Below are 21,460 nucleotides of genomic sequence, written 5' to 3'. Positions count from 1 at the left end.
AACAGATAATAATGCTTTGATGTGTTTATTTATCGATTGAATTTTATCAATAAAAATATCGGAAATTTAAAGGATTGGAGGGGGTAAAATTATGGGTGATGAGCTGAAAATAAAAATGTATGCATGCACGCTGGACTGCAAAGACCCGTATGAATTAGCAAAATTTTATGCAGCACTGCTCAACTGGGAGATTGTCTTTCAGGATGAGGACTATGCATGTGTAGGGGTTCCAGGAACAAATCAGGGAGCATATCCCGGTATCACGTTTCAAAGAAATCCGGAGTATCAACCGCCTGTGTGGCCGGAACAGCCGGATGCCCAACAGCAAATGGCGCATCTTGACTTTGCTGTAAATAATTTAGAAAAAGCGGTTCAATATGCGGTCCATAGTGGAGCAAGAATTGCAGATCAGCAGTTTTCAGACAGTTGGACCGTTCTGTTTGACCCTGCTGGGCACCCTTTTTGTCTATGCGAAATGAAATCTATTTTCGAAAGTCCCCATTTTGCGCTGCTCTAGATCCTCATGAGGCGGAATGGTATTAGCACATTCAGCTATCACCTTTTTTCAATCTTTTTTTCTCTGCGCTGATTTTGGAATACGGACGAAACGGGTGAGAAAATGGTCAGTGTGTTTTTAGTGGAGGATGAGTTTGTCGTTCGCGAGGGGATGAAAAAAAATGTGGACTGGGCCGGCAGCGGAATTAAATTTCTCGGCGAAGCGGCAGATGGGGAACTGGCCTATCCGCAGATTCAGAAGCTGAAGCCAGACATTGTCATAACAGACATCAAGATGCCGTTTATGGATGGGCTTGACCTTTCCCGCCTTATCCGCAAAGAGCTTCCCAAAACAAAGATTATGATTCTTTCGGGCTACGGTGATTTTGATTACGCTAAACAGGCCATCAGCATTGGGGTTACCGATTACCTGCTGAAACCCATTTCATCGGAAAAGCTGTTGGAAGCCGTGCAGCATGTGGCAGGTGTTGTTCGCCAGGAGCGTGAAAAAGAGGAAAATCTGCGTCGGTTCGAAGAAGAAATGAAAGAAAATGAGGACCTTGCACGAAGCAAATATTTTGACGAAGTAATTTCTGGGCAACTTTCCTCTGCCGAGATTATTTCCAAAGGGAAAAGCCGAAAAATCGACCTTGTGGCGGGCTATTTCCGCATTGTTCTGTATGAGGTAAACGACGCGGCGCAAAGCGAAGAAACGGTGTGCTACTCCGACAAGGTCGTGCAGTTTATGGAGGCACTTCAGAAAAAGGAAAAAGAACTTCCACGTGTGGATGTTTTCCCGCGCGGCGTGGAGGGGCTTGCTTTTCTGGTAAAAGCGGATACGCAGGCCGAGCTGGAAGCAAATACCGAGTCGTTGCTGAGCCTGCTCGGCAGCTTGCGGGAATCCGTGGGAGAGCTGCGGTATTTTGCCGCAATCGGCAGCCCGACCCATCGGCCAAAAGGAATTGCAGAATCGTTTTACGGCGCTAGGCGGGTATTTGCTTACCGTTATCTTGGACAGAAAAATCGGGTTGTCCGTTACGATGAGTCCGAGAGCTTCAAAGTGGTGGATGACTGCCAGCAGAATAGTGTGGAAATAAGCGCCAGCGCGCTTGACCGGAATGTGGTGCGCAATTTTCTGCGGAACGGTCTGCTCTCGGAAGCCCCTGCCTTCACGGAAAACTTTTTTATCCAGCTGGGGAACAACAACCTTGCTTCCATGATGTTCCGGCAATACGTTACGATGGACCTCTACCTCTGTGCGGCGGCGTTCCTTCGGGAAATTGGGTACAGTGAAGAAAATATCTGGAAGTACACCGGCAGCATCCACGCGATATCTGCTGCTCTGGTTTCAGTGCAGCAGACAAAAGCCTGCATGACGAAAATCATCCGGCAGACCATTGTGGCGCGCGACTATAAAGCGACCAAGCGCTATGGCGGGCTCATTGAGAAAGCAAAAGCGTATATCGACAAAAATTACGCGAACAGGGAAATTTCCCTAAATACAACCGCCCAAAGCGTCAACCTGAGCCCCAATCATTTCAGTACGATTTTTTCGCAGGAAACCGGCGTCACGTTCATTGAATACCTGACTAACCTGCGCATGAAGAAGGCACGAGAAATGCTTCGCTGTACCGACGCCAAAACTTCTGAAATTGCTTACCGCGTGGGCTATCAGGATCCGCACTATTTCAGTTATCTGTTTCGGAAAATCAACGGTTGTTCCCCGCGGGAATACAGGGAGAAACGATGAAACAGTCAAGAAAGCATTCGATTCGCAACCGCCTTTACATATTGTCGTTCGGCATTCTGATTCCTTTTGTGGTGATGGCGGTCTACCTTACGACAAGCCTGATTAAGCTGACCGATTCCTACGACCGGATTGTACGGAACATTACGGTGGCAAACAGCTATAACATTGAGTTTAAAAAAGATTACGACTACGTGCTGTACCGCATGATCATTTCTTCGGTGAATGCAAAGGATGCCCAGCAGAAACTGGGGCTGCAGAACCCATACGTCATGCTGGACGGGGTTACGCAGCGCTACCGCTCTTTGCGGGGCAGCACTACGGGGCAGGAAAACGAACACCGCATTGAGTCTACCATCCGCATGCTGACCAATCTCAAAAAATACACACAGATTATCGACAGCAACATATCGAAGGGCGGAAAGTACAACGAAAACAGCCAGATGCTTGATCTTGATATTCGCAACGTGACGGAGCTCGTGCTGGAAAACACGCAGGAATACATTTATTACGAAGCTACGGAAATGGAGAATGTGCGCTCCGAGCTGCAGGCCAAGAAAGATCAAGCCGTTACCCTGACGTTTATCGTGTTTACGGCGGCTCTGATATGGTCCGTGCTGCTGACCCGGAACATGGTGCAAAGCATTTCGATTCCACTAGGAAACCTGTGTGCCCTGACCAAACAGGTGGCCAACGGCAACTTTGAAACGCGCGTAAGAACCGGAAGCGCCGATGAAATTCAGATTTTGAACGACAGCTTCAACAGCATGACCGAGCAGATCGGTGAATTGGTAGACAACATTCGCTTGGAACAGGTGAATCAGCGAAAAACCGAATTGAAGCTGTTGCAGGCGCAGATTAACCCGCATTTCCTTTACAATACGCTCGACACCATCGTATGGCTGGCGGAAGCGGGTGAAAAGGAGCAGGTGGTTTCTATGGTTACCAGCCTGTCGGACTTTTTCCGCACCACGCTCAGCCAGGGAAGAGATTATATTACGGTAAAAGAGGAAGAGCTTCATGTGCGCAGTTACCTGAAAATACAGAAGTTCCGCTACCAGGATATTCTGGATTATCGGGTTTGTTTTCAGGAAGAACTGTATCCTTACACCATTCTGAAGCTCACGCTGCAGCCGATTGTGGAAAACGCGCTGTACCATGGGATAAAGAACAAGCGCGGCAAAGGGGTCATCTGCGTTTCCGCGCGTAGGACGGACAACCAGGAGATGGAATTTACCGTTTCGGACGACGGTGTGGGCATGACACCCGCGGAACTGGACGATCTGCGGGAAAGAATCAGCGGCCGCACAAAGGACGCAGCCGACAATATTCATGGGATTGGTTTGCTGAACGTGAACGAAAGGATTCGTCTGAACTACGGCCCACAGTATGGCCTCCAAGTGGAAAGTACCTATGGGGTTGGCACCACGGTAACGGTTCGGATTCCGGCAAAGCGGTGCGGTGGGTTTGAGGCAGACAATCGTTGAATGGATTCCTGTTTTTTCAAAAATCGGAAAAATGCGAACGAAAGGAGGAAAAAAACCAACTTCGTTCGCATTTTTGTTTCCCAAAAATCAAGACATCGAAAAAAGTTCAGAAAAAATATTACAAAACAAATAAATTATTCTATGGGAATTTTGAATGTTTTGGTTTATTATCATAAAGGAATTGAAATCCAATACGGAACCTAAAAGGAGGAAGTTGTAGTATGAAGAAATGGTTATCTGTTATCCTGGCATCGGTAATGGCGGTTTCTTTCACAGCCTGCGGCAACAGTTCGACGGCCACAAATGGCGCGGCGAACGGCGACACGTCTGCTGCGGTTTCCGCTGCGGCATCATCGGACACCGGCACCGCCAGCATGAAGACGGAAAGCGGCAAAACCATTACGGTCGGTTTTTCTCAGGTGGGCGCGGAGTCCGACTGGAGAACGGCAAACACCACTTCCATGAAGGACACATTTAGTACGGCCAACGGATTCAACCTTGTGTTTGACGACGCGCAACAGAAGCAAGAAAACCAGATTACCGCAATTCGCAATTTCATTCAGCAAGAGGTCGACTACATCGTACTGGCGCCTGTTACTGAAACCGGCTGGGATACCGTGCTGAAAGAAGCCAAAGACGCCAATATCCCGGTCATTATTGTAGACCGTATGGTAAAGGTTTCGGACGAAAGCCTTTTCACCGCGTGGGTCGGTTCCAACTTTAAGCTGGAGGGCCAGAAGGCCGCCACCTGGCTGAAGAATTTTGCAGATGCAAAGGGCCTGAAGGGTTCGGACCTGCACATTGTTGACATCCAGGGCACCATCGGTGCTTCTGCTCAGATTGGACGTACGGAAGGTCTGGAGGAAGCCGCGAAGGAATACGGCTGGGATCTTTTGGCGAAGGAATCCGGCGAGTTTACTCAGGCTAAGGGCCAGGAAGTTATGGAGTCCTTCATCAAGCAGTACCCGAATCTCAATGTGGTTTACTGCGAAAACGATAACGAAGCATTCGGCGCCATTGACGCGTTAACCGCCGCTGGCAAGACGGTCGGTCCCGACATTAAGAACGGCCAGATTATGGTCCTGTCCTTCGACAGCACCAAGGCCGGACTGACCGACACACTGAAGGGCAAAATTACGTTGAACACAGAATGCAACCCGCTCCATGGTCCCCGTGTAAAAAAGATTATTGATACGCTCGAATCCGGTGGCACGGTAGACCAGAAAGCTTATGTTGACGAAGAAATGTTCAGTGCCGATACAACCGTTACTCAGGTTTCGGTTGGCGGCGAGAATTTCAACGTGACCAAATTGACACAGGAAGTTCTCGATAAGAGAGCATATTGATCTGCTTGAGCATGGGAGGCGCCATCACCGCAGAGAAAAGCTGAAGAAAGTCCCACTGTTCCGGGAGGAACGGAGTGAAAGAATGGCGTGATACGGGACGTTTGGAAACGGTATCACGCCATTCTTTTTTATCGGCGGGTGCGTTATATGTCGGAAGCAGACAACAAACAAAGGCAGGTGCAGAGAATGAGTGACAGTTTGTTATTGTCCATGAGGGGAATTAGCAAGACTTTTCCGGGTGTGCGGGCTCTTTCGAATGTGGACTTTTCCCTGCGCACGGGGGAAATTCACGCGCTGATGGGAGAAAACGGTGCAGGGAAATCGACGCTCATCAAAGTCTTGACAGGTGTTTATGAGTTGGAAAGTGGAGAAATCAGGATGGATGGCATCGACCATCCGATTGTCAATCGTTCTCCGCAGGAGGCGCAGGCCAACGGCATCAGCACAGTATATCAGGAGGTGAACCTCTGCCCGAATCTTACGGTCGCAGAAAACCTGTTCATCGGTCGCCAACCAAAAAAATATGGCTTCATCGACTGGAAAACCATAAACCGAAAATCCGCAGAGATTCTGAAAAGCCTCGATATTAACGTGGAACCGGGAAAACTACTTGGGGAGTGCTCGCTGGCCATTCAGCAGATGATTGCCATTGCACGCGCCGTGGATATGCAGTGCCGTGTGCTGATATTGGATGAACCGACCTCATCGCTCGACGAGGAAGAGGTGGAAAAGCTGTTTGACCTGATGCGGAAGCTTCGGAGCGAAGGCGTCGGCATTATTTTTGTTACCCATTTTCTGGACCAGGTTTATGAAGTGTGCGACCGCATTACCGTGCTGCGCAACGGCGAACTGGTGGGCGAATATCAAACGGAAAGTCTGCCGCGTGTGCAGCTTGTGGCGAAAATGCTCGGCAAGGAGTTCGACGACCTGGCCGAAATTAAGAGTGAGCGGAAAAATTCAGCAATCCCTGCGGAACCGGTGATCGAGGCGGAGGGGCTGACCCACGCGGGGACCATCAAGCCCTTTAACCTGACGATAAACAAAGGCGAAGTGATTGGCCTGACCGGTCTGCTCGGTTCCGGGCGTTCCGAACTGGTGCGTACCATTTACGGCGCCGACCGGCCCACCGGAGGAACACTGAAGGTAAATGGAAAAACAGTCAACATCACGAAGCCGCTGGACGCCATGAAAAACGGCATGGCGTATCTTCCGGAAGACCGGAAGAAGGACGGCGTCATCTCGGACCTTTCCGTGCGGGAAAACATCATTCTCGCCCTGCAGGCGAAGCGGGGAATGTTCCACCTGATGAGCCGGAAAGAAATGGACGAAGCGGCAGACCGGTTTATCGACCTGCTGGATATTAAAACGCCGGACCGAGAAAAACCGGTTGGCAGCCTTTCGGGCGGCAACCAACAGAAGGTCATCCTTGGACGTTGGCTGTTGACTAACCCGGACTACCTGATTCTGGACGAACCGACCCGCGGCATCGACATCGGCACCAAGACGGAAATCCAAAAGCTGGTGCTGCAAATGGCGGATGAGGGCAAGGCCATCACTTTTATTTCTTCGGAAATTGATGAGATGCTGCGCACTTGCTCGCATATCGCGGTGTTGCGCGACGGCAAAATGGTGGGCGAACTGACGGGCGAAGAGCTTACGCAGGCGCACATCATGCAGACGATTGCCGGGAACCAGACCGGCGGGACAGGGGGAGCAGACGCATGAACGCAAAAACAAAGTTTGACTGGGGAAAGCTGGTGCATTGGCGCTTTTTTATGCCAATTGTATGTCTTTTTCTGGTTCTTCTTGTCAACGTTATTCAAACACCGGATTTCTTTGTAATATCCATTAACAATGGAGTACTGTACGGATATTTGATCGATATTATCAACCGCGCTTCCGAGCTTGTTATCCTTGCGGTGGGCATGACGCTGGTAACGGCGGCTTCCGGTGGGCAGGACATCAGCGTAGGTGCGGTTATGGCGGTTGCGGCGGGCATTTGCTGTCAGATTCTTTCCGGCGGTGCGGTAAGCACGAACACGCTTATGGCTCCCATGGCGATTGCTATTCTTGCGGCGCTGGCAGCGTCCGTCCTTTGCGGCGCCTTTAACGGCTTTCTTGTTTCGGTGCTGGGCATTCAGCCCATGGTTGCCACACTGATTTTGTTTACAGCGGGCCGCGGCATCGCTCAGTTGGTGACCAAAGGGCAGATTACCTATGTGCGCGTCGATTCTTATCGGGTGATGGGCGGCTACATTGGCGCGTGCCCCGTGCCAACTCCCGTCTTCTTTGCCATTGGAGTTGTCCTCGTGGTCAACCTGGTTTTAAATAAAACAGCGCTCGGTTTGTACATAGAAAGCGTAGGAGTCAATGGCTCGGCCTCGCGTTTGGTGGGCTTGAACAGCACCCACATTAAGTTTTTGACCTATGTGATTATGGGGCTGCTCTCCGGCGTGGCGGGGATAGTCGCTTCCAGCCGCATTTATTCGGCAGATGCAAACAATATTGGTCTGAACCTTGAAATGGACGCCATCCTTGCGGTGGCGCTGGGCGGCAACAACCTTGGCGGAGGCCGGTTTAACCTGATGGGCTCCGTAATTGGCGCTTACACCATTCAAGCGCTGACAACAACACTTTACGCGATGAAGGTTTCGGCCGATCAGCTCCCAGTTTACAAGGCGATTGTCGTCATCATTATTGTCGTCATTCAAAGCCCGGTTTTCCAGAAAAAATTCCGGAGCATGCGGCATAGAAAGGCGGTGACCGTCAATGCTGGATAAGCTGACCCTTGTGAAAAAGAGCAAAAAGCCGGGCGCGGTTGCCTTTCTGCTCATGATTACGATTCTGCTTTTTGTTGTCATGTATTCCATTGGCATGATTGTATTTGCCAACAAAGGCTTTGCCAAGCCGCAGATGTTTATGAATCTGTTCATTTCCAATGCGGGGCTGATTGTCATCAGCTGTGGGCTGACGATTGTGATGATCACCGGGGGAATTGATATTTCCGTCGGTTCCGTGACGGCATTGGTGTGTATGGTGGCGGCAGACCTGATGGAACACAAAGGCATGAGCGTTTACATGGCGCTGCTTTCCGCGCTGCTTATTGGGCTTGCTTTTGGCGTGGTGCAAGGATTTTTAATTTCATACCTTGACATTCAGCCGTTTATCGTTACGCTGGCGGGGCTGTTTTTTGGGCGCGGCATGACGGCTGTGGTCAGCACACAGATGATTGCAGTGAAAAACGCAGAGTTCCTGCAATGGGCCAACGCAAAAATCAACCTGCCCATTGGGTACACCAAAAAGAACGGTACGTTTATTCCCTCATACATTTATCCCACGGTTGTGGTTGCACTCATTATTGTGATTCTCATCACTATTATGCTGCAGCGCTGTAATTTTGGCCGAGAGCTGTACGCGATCGGCGGCAACCAGCAAAGCGCTCTTATGATGGGCCTGAATGTCCGCAGGGTGAAAATGAAGGCCTATGTTTTGGACGGACTGCTGGCCGGGCTCGGCGGATTCCTTTTCTGCCTGAACAGCTGCGCCGGGTTTGTAGAGCAGGCGAAAGGGTTGGAAATGGACGCCATTTCTGCGGCGGTCATCGGCGGCACTCTGCTTTCCGGCGGCGTTGGAACCGTAGTGGGGACCCTGTTCGGTGTTCTCATCAAAGGTACGATTGCAAGCCTGATTACCACACAGGGCACGCTTTCCAGCTGGTGGGTCAGAATCGTTCTCTCTGCGCTGCTCTGCTTCTTCATTGTTCTTCAGGCCATCATCGCCGGCGTGGGCGGGAAAAAGCTGAAAAAGTGATAGCCAACTTCTTACGATAATACGTTTCTCACCATGAGATGCCAAATCTTCCTGATTCCGGTTGAATGGAACCGGTAAAAAGCAACAGTCGCCGCCGCCCGTGTAAATGGGCGGCGGCGACTGCTTTTGCTTTTATTCGAATGAATCCCTAATTAAATCCTATCGTGGCAGGTTCTTGCAATAACGTCGAGCTGCTGTTCTCTTGTCAAATCAATGAATTTAACGGCATATCCCGAGACACGGATCGTAAAGTTCGCGTATTCCGGCTTTTCGGGGTGCTCCATAGCGTCCTTCAGCTTTTCTACGCCAAACACGTTCACGTTCAGGTGATGGGCGCCGCGGTCAAAATATCCATCCAGAACATGGACCAGAGTTTCGGTCTGTTCTTCTTCCGTATGCCCAAGTGCACCCGGGTTGACGGTCTGCGTATTGGAAATACCGTCAAGCGCATACTCGTAAGGGAGTTTTGCAACTGAGTTCAGGGAAGCAAGAAGGCCGTTCTTTTCTGCGCCGTAGGATGGATTTGCGCCAGGTGCCAGCGGTGTCCAAGCTGGTCTGCCATCCGGAAGCGTACCGGTATTCTTACCGTAAACAACATTGGAGGTAATGGTAAGAATGGACGTGGTTGGTTCCGAATTGCGGTAGGTGTGGTATTTCCGAAGCTTCTTCATGAAGGTTTTCAGCAGCCACACGGCAATCTCATCCGCGCGGTCGTCGTCGTTTCCGTAACGCGGGAAATCACCCTCAATCTTAAAGTCCACAGCCACGCCGTTTTCATTGCGCACAGGCGTTACCTTTGCGTACTTAATAGCGGATAGGGAGTCGACCACGTGGGAGAACCCGGCGATACCGGTCGCAAAGGTTCTTCTTACGTCGGTGTCAATCAGCGCCATTTCTGCTGCTTCATAGTAATACTTATCATGCATATACTGAATCAGGTTCAGAACGTTTACATAAAGTCCTGCCAACCAGTCCATCATGACGTCGTATTTTGCCATGACATCGTCATAATCAAGCACATCAGAGGTAACGGGCTTGTAGGCGGGGCCAACCTGATCGCCGCTCTTTTCATCAATACCGCCGTTAATGGCATACAGCAGGCACTTGGCAAGATTTGCGCGAGCGCCGAAGAACTGCATTTCTTTACCGGTCTGTGTTGCGGACACGCAGCAGCAGATGCTGTAGTCGTCGCCCCAGATTGGACGCATTACGTCGTCGTTTTCGTACTGGATGGAACTTGTTTTCACGGAAATATAGGCCGCATACTTCTTATAGTTTTCCGGCAGTTTGGAGGAGTAAAGAACCGTAAGGTTCGGCTCCGGTGCAGGGCCCATGTTTTCCAGCGTATGCAGGAAACGGTAATCGTTCTTGGTTACCATGTGGCGGCCGTCCATGCCAAGGCCTGCGGTTTCCAGGGTAGCCCAAACCGGGTCGCCGGAGAACAGCTGGTTGTAAGACGGAATACGCGCGAACTTCACCATTCTGAGCTTTAATACCAGGTGGTCAATCAGTTCCTGCGCTTCCTTTTCGGTCAGCGTTCCTTCCTTCAAGTCACGGTCAATATAAATGTCGAGGAAGGTGGACACACGGCCAACGCTCATAGCCGCGCCGTTCTGGCTTCGGATTGCTGCCAGATACCCAAAGTACAGCCACTGGACGGCTTCCTTTGCGTTGCTGGCAGGCTTGGAAATATCGAAGCCGTATCCTGCTGCCATTTCCTTCATTTGCTTCAATGCCCGAATTTGGTCCGAAAGCTCTTCTCGCTGGCGAATGATATCGTCCGTCATAATACCGGAGCCGCAGTAGGCAAGGTCTTCCTTCTTCTTTTCAATCAGGAAGTCGATGCCGTAAAGCGCGACACGGCGGTAATCGCCGACGATGCGTCCGCGTCCGTAGGTGTCCGGAAGGCCGGTGATGATCTTATTGTGACGTGCTTTCTTCATTTCCGGTGTATACGCGTCAAAAACGGCCTGATTGTGCGTCTTGTGATATTCTGTAAAAATCTTGTGCAGTTCGGGGTCCGGGGTGTAGCCATAGGTGGTGCAGGCTTCCTCTGCCATCCGGATTCCACCGTAGGGCATGAACGCCCGCTTCAGGGGCTTGTCTGTCTGCAGTCCCACAACTTTTTCCAGGTCCCGGGTATCGCTGTCGATATAAGCAGGGCCATAGGCGTTAATGCCGGAAACCACCTTGGTTTCCATGTCCAAAACACCGTTTTTGGCCCTTTCCTGTTTCTGCAGCTCCTGTACTTTTGCCCAGAGTTTGTTGGTCGCCTCGGTCGGGCCTTCCAAAAAGCTTTGGTCCCCGTCATATGGTGTATAGTTATTCTGGATGAAATCTCTCACATTGACATCATCTGTCCAATGTGAACCCTTGAAACTTCTCCATTCCTGCTTCATAGTACCACTCCTTACTTGAGATGTTCTGCAGCTCTCTTCTGCGGTTGTGCCTTTACTTTAACGTATTTCACATGCTAATTCCTTGATTGTAATCAATAAATCAGTTTTTTCCTGTCTACGGTTCCATTCATTTACCGACGATATCGCTTTCACCACGAAGAATGCATTCGGCGTGTTTGACACGTTGTGCACTGGGGGATTCCACTCCCTTGAGGGAATAGGGAATGCCGAGTTCGTTCCATTTATATTCGCCCATGGCGTGGTAAGGCAGCACTTCGATCTTCTTTACATTTCGAAGCGTAGCGATGAAGTCCCGCGTTCTGTGCAGGTAACCATCATCGTCCGTAATCCCCGGAACCAGCACATGCCGAATCCAGATGGGCTTGTCAATATCGGACAGATAGCGGAACAGTTCCAAGATATTATCATTCGGCTGGCCCGTCAGCTTTTTATGCTCTTCGGGGTCAATATGCTTAATGTCCATCAGAAGAAGGTCGGTGTACCGCATCAGCTCCTCAAATTTCGAGAAAAACGGTTCTTCTTTTGTGAAAGGCTGACCGGCTGTGTCGATGACGGTATTAATTCCAAGCGCTTTAGCCTTTTGAAACAGATCAAGAAGAAAGTCAATCTGCAAAAGGGGTTCCCCGCCGCTAACCGTAATGCCGCCTTCCTTACCCCAATAACTGCGGTATCTTTGCGCCTGCTCCAGCAGTTCGTCTGCCGTACGCAAATCGTTGGAATGTGGGTCCCATGTATCTACGTTGTGGCAGTAGCGGCAGCGCATTTTGCATCCCTTTAAAAAGATTAGGAATCGAATGCCCGGGCCGTCAACGGAACCGAAGGACTCTGTGGAATGGATTGCTCCTCGAATCATATGCATCCCCCTTTCTTGTACGCTTATCATACTCCCACTTTTGCTCTGTTTCTTTGATTATAATCAAGTTTTGAATTGGCGGACAGTAAAACACCCGAAGATGCTCAAAAACAAAGGGCTTGCCGCCTGCGTTTTACAGGCGGCAAGCCCTTACGACTGTTTTATTCGAATGGTCTGATTTGTTAGGCCGCTCAATGGCTGGACCCATAGACTTTTTTCAAACCGCTGCGGTCGGTAACCATAATTTTCCCATGGCCGAGCCGTTTGATCAGATTGGCTTTTTCAAACTGGCTCAGGTTCCTGCTTACGGTTTCCGGGCGCAGCCCAATGCTTGCGGCGATGTCTTCCAGCTTCAGCTTGATTTCCGGCCCGACGCACCGGATGTCCCGGTCCAGCAAAAATCCCGCCAGCCGTACCTTCGGGTCGCGGATGGAAAGCAGCAGTGCTTTTTCATTGGAGTCCTTTAGCCGAAGGGAGAGAAGCGAAATTAGGTTCATGGCGATGTTTGGGCGCTCCGCAATCAACTGCATAAATTCGCTCTTTTTAATTTCGCACAACTCCACTTTGGACAGGCACACCGCGGAATACGGAAAAACGGCATTTTCAAGAAAGAGGTTTTCCCATATGGCGTCCCCGTCGTGAATGATGTCAAGAATGTATTCGTTTCCGTCGGCATCATATTTACAGAGCTTGATTCTTCCCTTTCGGATGATTAAAACAGAGTCCACTTTTTCCCCTACACGGAACAGGAAGCTGCCTTTTGCCTTGGTTGTCTGAATGGAGTGATCCGTAAGGCTTCTCTGTACGTCTGCCGGAAGTGCGCTGAACAGTGGGATTGTTTGTGTGCACCAAATGCTGTTTTTACAGTTTGCACAACTGGGCAGAGCTTTTTTATTCGCTTTTTCCATCATAGCATCCTTTCCGTGAATTTTAATCGCCCATGGTATTTTGTTGGTGTTGCACTTATTTTACTATGCCTATTTCAAAGATACAAGGCCGCGAAAGAATTGTGATTGAAACTGTATGGGAAAAAACTAGAATGTAAGAAACGGTACTGTTGGGCATTCGGCGCGGTACCCAGAATCTTCGCTGCAAGGGCGATTTTCCGCCTTGAACGAAACTAAATATTGGCTGCATTGACGAAACTGGTGAAAGCTGGAACCAGGAGCTTTCTTTTTCGGTAGACAGATCTGTTTTATAACGTATACCAGGCAGAAAAAGGGTACCGCAAAAGGAATGCTTCATCATTCTGCGGTACCCTTTTATGGTAAAAAATTATGGTTGAATCCGTCCTTTATGGGCGCTCTTGGTTAGCCGGTTTAGGCTTCTGTACCGAAGAGCTCCAACTGGGTCAGCGCCGGGAATGGGGAGGGGTCATCGGCTTTTCGAAGTGTGTCAAGTTTTACCCATTCCACTGTTTTTGGCTCAATGCGGAAGGACTGTGCCTCTCCGCTTTTCACCAGCGGGAACGTTTGGCTGCTGCCGTCCGAAAAATGCAACGTTGCGCTTTCCCACCAAGCGTCATGCGGGAAGTCCGCGCGCAGGTAGAATACCACTTCATCCAGCCGTACCTTGCGCCCGAAATCCAGCGTCCATTCGGCTTGCGGATTTCGGTTGATGCCCCAGCTTGAATACGGCCATTCCCCGTGGAAGGTGTTGGCTTTCAGCCCGTCGATTGCATTGCGCGCGGCGAATACGGCTTCTCCCCGCGTTTCGACGTTGGCGCTTGCATGTGGGAACAAACTATTGTTTTCGTGTTCGTCCAGCGGGTTAAAGGCAAGGTTTTTGCGCGCGGCGATTTCATCGGGCGAAGCGTAGCGCGCATACAACAGGTGCCGAGTCCCGGAAAAAGCGCGGGGAGAGTAAGAAACACGCTTCTCGCCGAACGGAATGTAAAAGACAAAGCGGTCTGTTTTTAAAAAGGTGAAAGCAGGCGCAAGGGTATCGTCAAACTGGAGTACTACGAAGCGGCCGGGTTCACTGCTTTCTATCACCAGGCAGTCACCCTGCGTATATTCGGGGTCATATACTAGGTTCACTTCGGTTTTGCCCGCCGCACAGGCGAGCGTTTCGCCGGAAGCATTCGTAATTTTCAGGGTAAGGCTCATTTTAGGTTCCTCTTTCTTTCGTGGAATTACTTAAAACTAATTGTTATTGAAGATTCAGGGTCAACTGTCCTTCAAAGCGGATGAGTACGCGCCAAAGGGTTTCGGGCCAGGCAAGGCGCAGGCGGGGGTCGTTAATCGGGATGCTTTCCACACGAAGCTCGCCACGGTCCGCCGAAACGGTGCCCAGGCTGCCCACCGCGATGGTGCGGCCGGTGATGCCGGGCTTTTCGCAGAACATCAGGCTCAGCACCGCTTCGCTTCGGCTGCCGGAAAAACGGTCCTCCACGGTGATGCCGGCGCCCTTATGCAGCGTGACACGGCGAAGGTAATGTTCTACCCCCGCCTCGGGCGGATAGGCCCCGGAAATATCCATAGAAATGCTGCTTTGGTTTTCCTTAAAGGAAACCTCCACATCGCGGGCGGCAAAGGCCGCACCGTCTTTCTGCATCACCCCTCCGAAGGTGGGCAGATTGTGGTAGGCGGACTGCATGGTCCAAATTTCGTAGCGGCGCGGGGAAAAGGTCTTTTTCGTGTAGCTTTCCACGCCGACGTCAATTAGGAACGGCAGACCATTTTTATAGACGGTGAAACTGCCGGTATCGTTGTGGTTGTGGCTGTCGTTGTTGTCGCCAGCCTTCACAGCCAAGCAGTAAGCGGAATCCCGCGCGATAAAAATGCCAACGCTCGGGTAGTAGAGTTCCGGGTGACGCACTGGCTTTTCTGGGTGGTATGCACTGATTTCATTTGCTAGAAAAGCGGCCTGAAGCCGATAGAACAGGTTAATTTCATCTGGTAGGTCCCGGTCTTCGCTTTTCTGCCATTCCTCCGCGGCAAACGCGGTGAGGTTAGGATTTTCCGTGCGCAGCCCGAACAGAAATTCACGTACCCCGGCACGGCCTGCAATGGGGGAACAGTCGGCAAAATTGATGTAGTATTTGTCATCCACATGCATGCTCAGAATATAGGCGGCAAGATTGCGGATTTTGGGTTTGCGGTAAAGCGGCGCAAATACATTCCCGCAAACGGCGTTGAGCACTTCTGTCGCGTTTAGCAGGCAGAGTCCGGCGTGGCGGTAGTACTGCGCACCTTCCTCGCAGCAGCCGTCCTCACCATAGTCCTTCAAAAAGCAGTCCAAGCTGTAAGCGGCCTGCCGCACCGTATGTTGTTTAATATCCTGCGGCTGGTCCGTGGTGAATACAGTAATCAGCACGTTTTGCGTGCACCAGGGCGTCCAGTTGCACATGGGCTCGTCCCCGTTGCCCATCCACCAGAAGTGACGGTTTAAGTAAGGCGTGACAATGCGGGTGTTCAGCTCGGAGAGGATGCGTTTGCAGATGAGCGGGCTTACCGCGTCCAGTTCCTCGCGCAGCAGATAGCGCACCATGGCCAGCTGAGCGCCAGTTTCGCAGGCAAACAGGTCCAGTACGGGCGCTTCGGTGTCCGGAAGAATCCGTTGCGGCGTGTCGCGCACGTAGCTGTTGTGCGCTGGAAGCTGCCAGCCGCTCTCCTCACAAAGGGCATAAATGCCGTCGATGACGCCGTCGAGAAAGCGTCCCTTCCGCTCGACAAATTCAGCCAGCGCAAGCGCATTCAACGTTCTGCGCCGAGCCATGTAAAGCGCTTCAAACCGGACGCGGTTTCCGGTGCGGCAAAAGTCCATGTAGGCGGTTGCCGGAATGGCCGGGTAAGGTTGGTTCAGCGCCTCTTCACCGCGCTTTATAAGCTGCGCGGCGGTTTCTTCGGAAAGTGCGGCGCGGTCAATGCGACCGTTTTGCGCAAAGGGAGTGAAGTCCGCCAGCTGCGTCGGCAGAAAACTGAGTATTTCTGAAAACATAAAGATCCCCGTTTCAAAGTTTATTTTTCATATATTCCCTGGGCGAACAGCCTTCCACCTTTTTAAAGACTTTACTGAAATAGAAAGCGCTCTCAAATCCAAGTGCTTCGGCAATTTCGTAAATCTTTTCGTTGCCGTCTGCCATCATTTTTTTCGCTGCCGCGATCTTTTCCTGTGTGATGTATTCCACAAAGTTACAGCCAGCGGAGCGGGTAAAAAGCTGGCTCAGGTAATTTGGGCTGAACCCGAAAACAGCCGCTACCTCGTTGAGGGAGAGCTTTTTATTTAGGTTTTCGCGAATATAACCCTGCACCTCGACCACAATTCTGTCTTTGTAACTTTGTTTCCGGTTTTGCAGCACTTCCTGCAAGCCATCCCGGAATTTAAGAATCCAGGCGAGAATTTCGTCGGTCGTACGTTTGGCGTAAATGCTGCGGAATCCCTCGCGGTCGTCAGCAAAAATCTGGGAAACAGTTTGTTCACCGTCCGGCAGCATAGAAATCGCCATATAAAGAAGGCTGCACGCAGCGTCCATTGCCTGCAGACGGCGGGCCGGGCTGTCGCGGAAGCTTTCGGCAATCTCCGTAATCAGTGTATACAAGGCGTTGCCGTCCAGCTCGGTGTAAGCTTTGGCGAGCCGGTCCTTATACTGGGAAAGGTCGAACACTGCGGTGTTGTTTGCAGTTTCACCCAAACGCTCGGCAAACAGAATGGGGTCCTGAGCAGAGACACTGTGAAAAATCTGCCGTGCCGCGTAGAACGATTCTGAGAGACGAAAAGGGTCATCCACTTTGGTACCCACAGCGCAGATCAACCGGACGTTGAAATAATTGTAGACAATGGAAATTGTCTTTTCCAGTACGTTTTTCAGCACATCGCAGTAGGTGGGCACCTCCTGCTCACTTAGGCAGAAAGTAATGCTGAAATGGCGCATGTCCAGGCTGGTGATATAGCAGGCCATGTATTTGGTGATGGTTTCGCGCACCATGCGGATGGTGCTGGAATACAGTTTAACGAGCTTTTCGTCGCTCATCCCCGCACTGTTGATCCCGAGAACCTCGCAGTAGCAGACAGCGTAGGCTTCAAAGGAAAAATCCATGCCGAGTTCTGTGCGCTGCATCCGGTACTGCTCCCGGTTTTCAAACAGATTGTTCAGCAGGCGCACAAAAAAGCGGTCGTAAAAAGCCTGCATTCCGCCACGCTCTTCCGGCGCCTGGCGGACCCCTTCACTTTTTTTCAAATCCCGCAGCAGGTCAACGGCCTTGGCAATGGAGGCGGCCAGCGTTTCCGGCGTAAGCTCCAACTTAATGAGGTAATCCACCGCCTGATAACTGATGGCTTCTTTGACGAGCTGAAACTCTTCAAAACTGGTCAGCAGAATAAACAAGGGGAGTCGACCGTATGTTTCGCGGCAGTATTTCATGACCTCAAGACCGGATTTCAGCGGCATTTTAATATCGGCGATTACAAGGTCGGGCGAATACCGCTGGATCATTTCCAGCGCTTCCCCGCCGTTGTGCGCGGTGCCGCAGATTTCAATATCGTAGTCCTCCCACTTCAGCATGGATTGCAGACCGACCAGCACAAGCGGCTCGTCGTCTGCCAGAAGCAGTTTAATCATTTACGACTTCCTCCCTCGGAACCGGTTTCGGGAAGTGGCCGCCAGGGAAGCAGAATGGCGGTTTTGGTGTAAATGCCCGGTTCACTTGTAATGGTAATTCCATAGTGTTCGCCGAATTCGTACTGAATTCTTTTGTGAACGTTTAGAATGCCGACCTGGCGGAACATGCCGGAGGGGGCATCCCCGTCCCCATCAAAGATTTTCTGAATGCTTTCGGCGTCCATGCCCACCCCGTCGTCCGTCACGGTGAGCTCCACGTCGCCGTCTTCCCGGCGGCGGCCTTTTACCTCAATGTGACCCGCGCCGCCTTTGGGTTCAATTCCGTGAAACACGGCGTTTTCCAGCAAAGGCTGGAGCGTGAAGCGGGGGATGGCGTTTTGCAGGATGCCGTCATCCATCTCTTTTGTCATAGTAATGGCTCCGCCATAGCGGTATTGTTGAATTACAAAATAATCGTCCAGCAGGCTGAGTTCCTCTTCAAGGGGAATCATCTTTTCCGTGCCCTTAGAAATATTTTTTAGCAGCCGGGAAAGTGCGGTTGTCATTTCCGCAATGCCTGTGGCGTTCTGAATAGTGGCCATCCATTTGATGGAGTTCAGCGTGTTATAAAGGAAATGCGGATTAATTTGGCTTTGCAGCATCTGGTATTCCAGTTCCTGCTTTTTCTTTTCGTCCGCCAGCCTGGTCTGCATTAGATTGACCACGTTGCGGGAAAGCTGATTAATTCCACGGCCCACTTCGCCAAGTTCGTTATCCCACTCGATTTCCGGATCGTAGGAAAAATCTCCATGGGAAATCAGGACCATCCGCTTTCTCATTTTGGCCACCGGCGTGTTAATTAAGTGGTTTAAATAGGCGGTGATAAGGCTGCCGAGGGCAATGATGCCGATGCAGATGAGAATGGTCAGCCTGATAAAGTTGTTCCGCTGTTCGGCAAGCTGCTGCTCGGAAAGACTGTTGGAAAGGGTCATTCCGGTACCGCGCACCGGGTAGCTTACCAAAGTCTTTTTAACACCGTGCTGGAACCCGAGAACGGAAATTTCAGTTTTCGCGTCCAGTGTTTCCGAATTGCTGTTAGCTTGGGTCTTAGCAAAATCCTTAGGAAGCAGAGTAAAGTTTGCTCCGGCGTACTGGTAGGTGTTGCCGCCAAGCTTCAGGTAAAGGCTGCTGTCCGGCGGGACAACATAATTGGAAAGCTGGTCGGTAATCAGGCGGATGTCGACCGCCAGATAGACGTAGCCGATAATCTCTTTGTTGGTAGGCCGGAAAATCGGGCGCACCATTGGAATGGTATTTTTTGGTTCGGCAGGGTCTACGTTATAAGGATCCGTTTCAATTTTCTGCCAAGCATACGCCTGCTTGGGGGCACCAGGGAATAACAGGTTCAGATTGTAAACGTTGACCGGTAGCGTTTCGGTGGAAGCGCTGCCAACCTGCAAAAAACGGGTATGCTGTGTATCCATGACGATGACCCGGCGAATGTAGCTGCCCGCGCGGTTATTCTGGTATTCTTCCTTAAGACGGTTGTAGGTGAGAAACGCTTCGGAGGGACTTACTTCCGCAGCCTCTAAATAAGAAATAATCTGGCTGTTGGTACTGCACCATTTGCTGAGAGTGTCCAGCGCGGCGGAATCCTGTGCGATTAGCCCGGAAACCAGCTGCAGATTAAATTCTGTAGATTGGATCTGATTCCTTCTTGCGTAGGACTGAAATTGGGAGTAACTGACCGTGGCGAAGAAGATGGTGACAAAAAGGGTAAAAAGAATGGTGACCATCCGGATTTTTGATTTAATTGTTTTAAGAAATCTCCGCTTCATAAAAACCTCCGCGGCGTTGGGGTTAGGGTACGGTTTGCCCTTTTATCAATCGCAAATTGCGCTGGAAAACCCAAAATGCAGGCTTTGCCTAAGCGTTCCAGAGAAGGCAAAAGCAAGCGTATATAAGTTAACGCATAATTTATAAAGTTATGATGAAACTGTACTTATGGTATCTTGATGAGAAGAAATTGTCAACTAAATCCGTTGCTATTTGTGCAGAATGTAGACATCGCATAAGATTTTACATGATTTTGTGAAAATCTTACATGTTTTTGCAGCGCACATGAAAAGTTCGAGAAAAAGTGAATGTTCTTTTAATTTTTTATATTACAATTTCTTCACAGAGAGGCTAAAATAATAAAGCAAACGCACCGGAAAGGCGGCGCGGTGGTATCCAATCATAAGGAGGAGAAAAAATGAACAAATTACGCAAAGTAACCAGTTTGATTCTTGCAATGAGTTTATCTGCATCGGTTCTTGCGGGCTGCGGTAACGGCAGCACCGAGTCCCAGGCATCTCAGGCATCCCAAGCGCAGGCTTCTTCCCAGGCCGGCGGCCAGGTAAAGCTTGTGTGGGCTCTGTGGGATAAAGACAAGACCACCTATTATCAGCCGTTAATTGATGCCTACAAAGAGAAGAACCCCAATGTCACCATTGAAATGAAAGACCTCGGTTCCACCGATTACCAGACTGCGCTGGGTACGCAGCTTGCTGGCGGCGACAGCGGACTGGACATCATTACTGTAAAGGATGTTCCGGGTTATGTGGCCATGACAAACGCAGGCCAGTTGGAAGATTTGACCCAGTATATTAAGGACAACAACATTGACCTGAAGAAATACGGCGGTATTACGGACCAGGTTACGGTGGATGGTAAGCTTTACGAGCTCCCGTTCCGCAGCGACTTCTGGCTCCTCTACTACAACAAGGACCTGTTCGATAAGGCAAAGGTTGACTACCCGACGAACGATATGACCTTCGAACAGTACGACGCATTGGCCCGTAAGCTGGTAAGCGGCAGCGGCAACGACAAGACCTATGGCGCGCACTATCATACTTGGCGCAGTGCGGTGCAGCTGTTCGGCATTCTGGACGGCAAGCACACGGTGCTCGATTACCAAGATGGCTACACCTGGATGAAGCCGTATTATGAAATGGTTCTCAAACAGCAGGACGACGGTGTTGTAATGGATTACGCAACACTGAAAACCAGCAGCACCCATTATTCCGGCGTGTTTGAAAATAGTTCCGTTGCTATGATGAACATGGGCAGCTGGTTTATTTCCACCCTGATGGCTGACAATAAGGCTGGCAAATCCACTGCTAAGAACTTTGGTATTGTGAAATATCCGCACGCAGAAGGCGTAGAACCAGGTTCTACACTGGCTACCATTACCGGCCTCGCAGTTGCTTCTTCCTCCAAAAATAAGGAAGCGGCTCTGGACTTTGTGAAATTCGCCAGCGGCGAAGAAGGCGCTGTAGTCGTTGCGAAGACCGGCACCATCCCGGCGATTATGAGCGATGAAGTCATCGAGTTCATTACTTCTATGGAAGGCTTCCCGACCGATCCAAACAGCAAAGAAGCTCTGAAGACCTCTCATACCTATCTTGAAATGCCGATGAACGCCAAGAGCGCGGAAGTAGAAACCGCACTTAATGACGATCATGACGCCATTATGACGAAGAGCATTTCCATTGATGAAGGCCTTAAGAAAATGAGCGAAGACGTTAAGGCAATTCTTGGATAATCCACTCCTGCACAGCAAATACAATTGCACGCGCTGAAAACTGCGGGTCGAGGAGGGCTCCTGCCCGAACCGGCCCGCTGATTTTTACAGGAAACCTGCGCACATTTTGCCGAATCCGCCCTCCGTGCGGGGCACTCAATCATTCGGTGCAAGAAGCTTGTGCGGTTAATTATC

At 50.6% G+C, this 21,460-nt stretch carries 15 protein-coding genes; 8 read left to right on the top strand and 7 right to left on the bottom strand.

What is annotated here, in order from left to right; genetic code table 11:
* Positions 1-91 precede the first annotated feature (91 nt).
* From ACSVDI_RS11225 to ACSVDI_RS11195, 7 genes are all read left to right on the top strand, one after another.
* The gene (locus tag ACSVDI_RS11225) at positions 92-517 is read left to right on the top strand and encodes a VOC family protein (protein ID WP_457942993.1); all 426 of its coding nucleotides are present in this window, start codon (positions 92-94) and stop codon (positions 515-517) included.
* Positions 518-619: 102 nt separating this feature from the next.
* Entirely contained in the window at positions 620-2,245 is a 1,626-nt protein-coding gene (locus ACSVDI_RS11220; RefSeq protein ID WP_457942991.1) for a response regulator transcription factor, read from the top strand.
* On the top strand, positions 2,242-3,729 hold the full coding sequence (locus ACSVDI_RS11215) for a sensor histidine kinase (protein ID WP_457942989.1): 1,488 nt from the start codon (positions 2,242-2,244) through the stop codon (positions 3,727-3,729). Before ACSVDI_RS11220 ends, ACSVDI_RS11215 begins: the two co-directional genes overlap by 4 nt.
* 221 nt (positions 3,730-3,950) lie before the next feature.
* A complete protein-coding gene (locus tag ACSVDI_RS11210) occupies positions 3,951-5,075 on the top strand; it encodes a substrate-binding domain-containing protein (protein ID WP_457942988.1) in 1,125 nt (374 codons plus the stop codon).
* A 186-nt stretch (positions 5,076-5,261) separates the two neighbouring features.
* Complete coding sequence (locus ACSVDI_RS11205; RefSeq protein WP_457942987.1) at positions 5,262-6,800, top strand: sugar ABC transporter ATP-binding protein; 1,539 nt, start codon at positions 5,262-5,264, stop codon at positions 6,798-6,800.
* Complete coding sequence (locus ACSVDI_RS11200) at positions 6,797-7,855, top strand: ABC transporter permease (protein ID WP_457942985.1); 1,059 nt, start codon at positions 6,797-6,799, stop codon at positions 7,853-7,855. The genes ACSVDI_RS11205 and ACSVDI_RS11200 overlap by 4 nt, the downstream gene beginning before the upstream one ends.
* Entirely contained in the window at positions 7,845-8,885 is a 1,041-nt protein-coding gene (locus ACSVDI_RS11195; protein ID WP_457942983.1) for an ABC transporter permease subunit, read from the top strand. Before ACSVDI_RS11200 ends, ACSVDI_RS11195 begins: the two co-directional genes overlap by 11 nt.
* 152 nt (positions 8,886-9,037) lie before the next feature.
* Here ACSVDI_RS11195 and pflB read toward each other — a convergent pair whose 3' ends face one another.
* From pflB to ACSVDI_RS11160, 7 genes are all read right to left on the bottom strand, one after another.
* On the bottom strand, positions 9,038-11,284 hold the full coding sequence (gene pflB, locus ACSVDI_RS11190) for a formate C-acetyltransferase (RefSeq protein WP_457942981.1): 2,247 nt from the start codon (positions 11,282-11,284) through the stop codon (positions 9,038-9,040).
* 127 nt (positions 11,285-11,411) lie between these two features.
* A complete protein-coding gene (gene pflA / locus ACSVDI_RS11185; RefSeq protein ID WP_457942980.1) occupies positions 11,412-12,158 on the bottom strand; it encodes a pyruvate formate-lyase-activating protein in 747 nt (248 codons plus the stop codon).
* 191 nt (positions 12,159-12,349) lie between these two features.
* A complete protein-coding gene (locus ACSVDI_RS11180) occupies positions 12,350-13,069 on the bottom strand; it encodes a Crp/Fnr family transcriptional regulator (RefSeq protein WP_457942978.1) in 720 nt (239 codons plus the stop codon).
* A gap of 408 nt (positions 13,070-13,477) precedes the next feature.
* Entirely contained in the window at positions 13,478-14,266 is a 789-nt protein-coding gene (locus ACSVDI_RS11175) for a DUF7402 domain-containing protein (RefSeq protein WP_457942977.1), read from the bottom strand.
* Between the two features lie 43 nt (positions 14,267-14,309).
* Complete coding sequence (locus tag ACSVDI_RS11170) at positions 14,310-16,100, bottom strand: heparinase II/III domain-containing protein (protein WP_457942976.1); 1,791 nt, start codon at positions 16,098-16,100, stop codon at positions 14,310-14,312.
* A gap of 13 nt (positions 16,101-16,113) precedes the next feature.
* Positions 16,114-17,721: a response regulator transcription factor gene (locus ACSVDI_RS11165; RefSeq protein ID WP_457942975.1), complete on the bottom strand. Its 1,608-nt coding sequence runs from the start codon at positions 17,719-17,721 to the stop codon at positions 16,114-16,116.
* Positions 17,718-19,538 carry a histidine kinase gene (locus ACSVDI_RS11160; protein ID WP_457942973.1) on the bottom strand — a complete coding sequence of 607 codons (1,821 nt, stop codon included), beginning with the start codon at positions 19,536-19,538 and terminating at the stop codon, positions 17,718-17,720. Before ACSVDI_RS11160 ends, ACSVDI_RS11165 begins: the two co-directional genes overlap by 4 nt.
* Positions 19,539-19,954: 416 nt before the next feature.
* Between ACSVDI_RS11160 and ACSVDI_RS11155 the strand changes: the two genes are divergently transcribed.
* On the top strand, positions 19,955-21,286 hold the full coding sequence (locus tag ACSVDI_RS11155; RefSeq protein WP_457942971.1) for an ABC transporter substrate-binding protein: 1,332 nt from the start codon (positions 19,955-19,957) through the stop codon (positions 21,284-21,286).
* Positions 21,287-21,460 lie beyond the last annotated feature (174 nt).

The sequence above is a fragment of the Caproiciproducens sp. LBM24188 genome, from assembly GCF_054130445.1.
The sequence above is the reverse complement of the archived record's forward strand: the minus strand, read 5'-3'. Positions and strand labels throughout refer to the sequence as shown.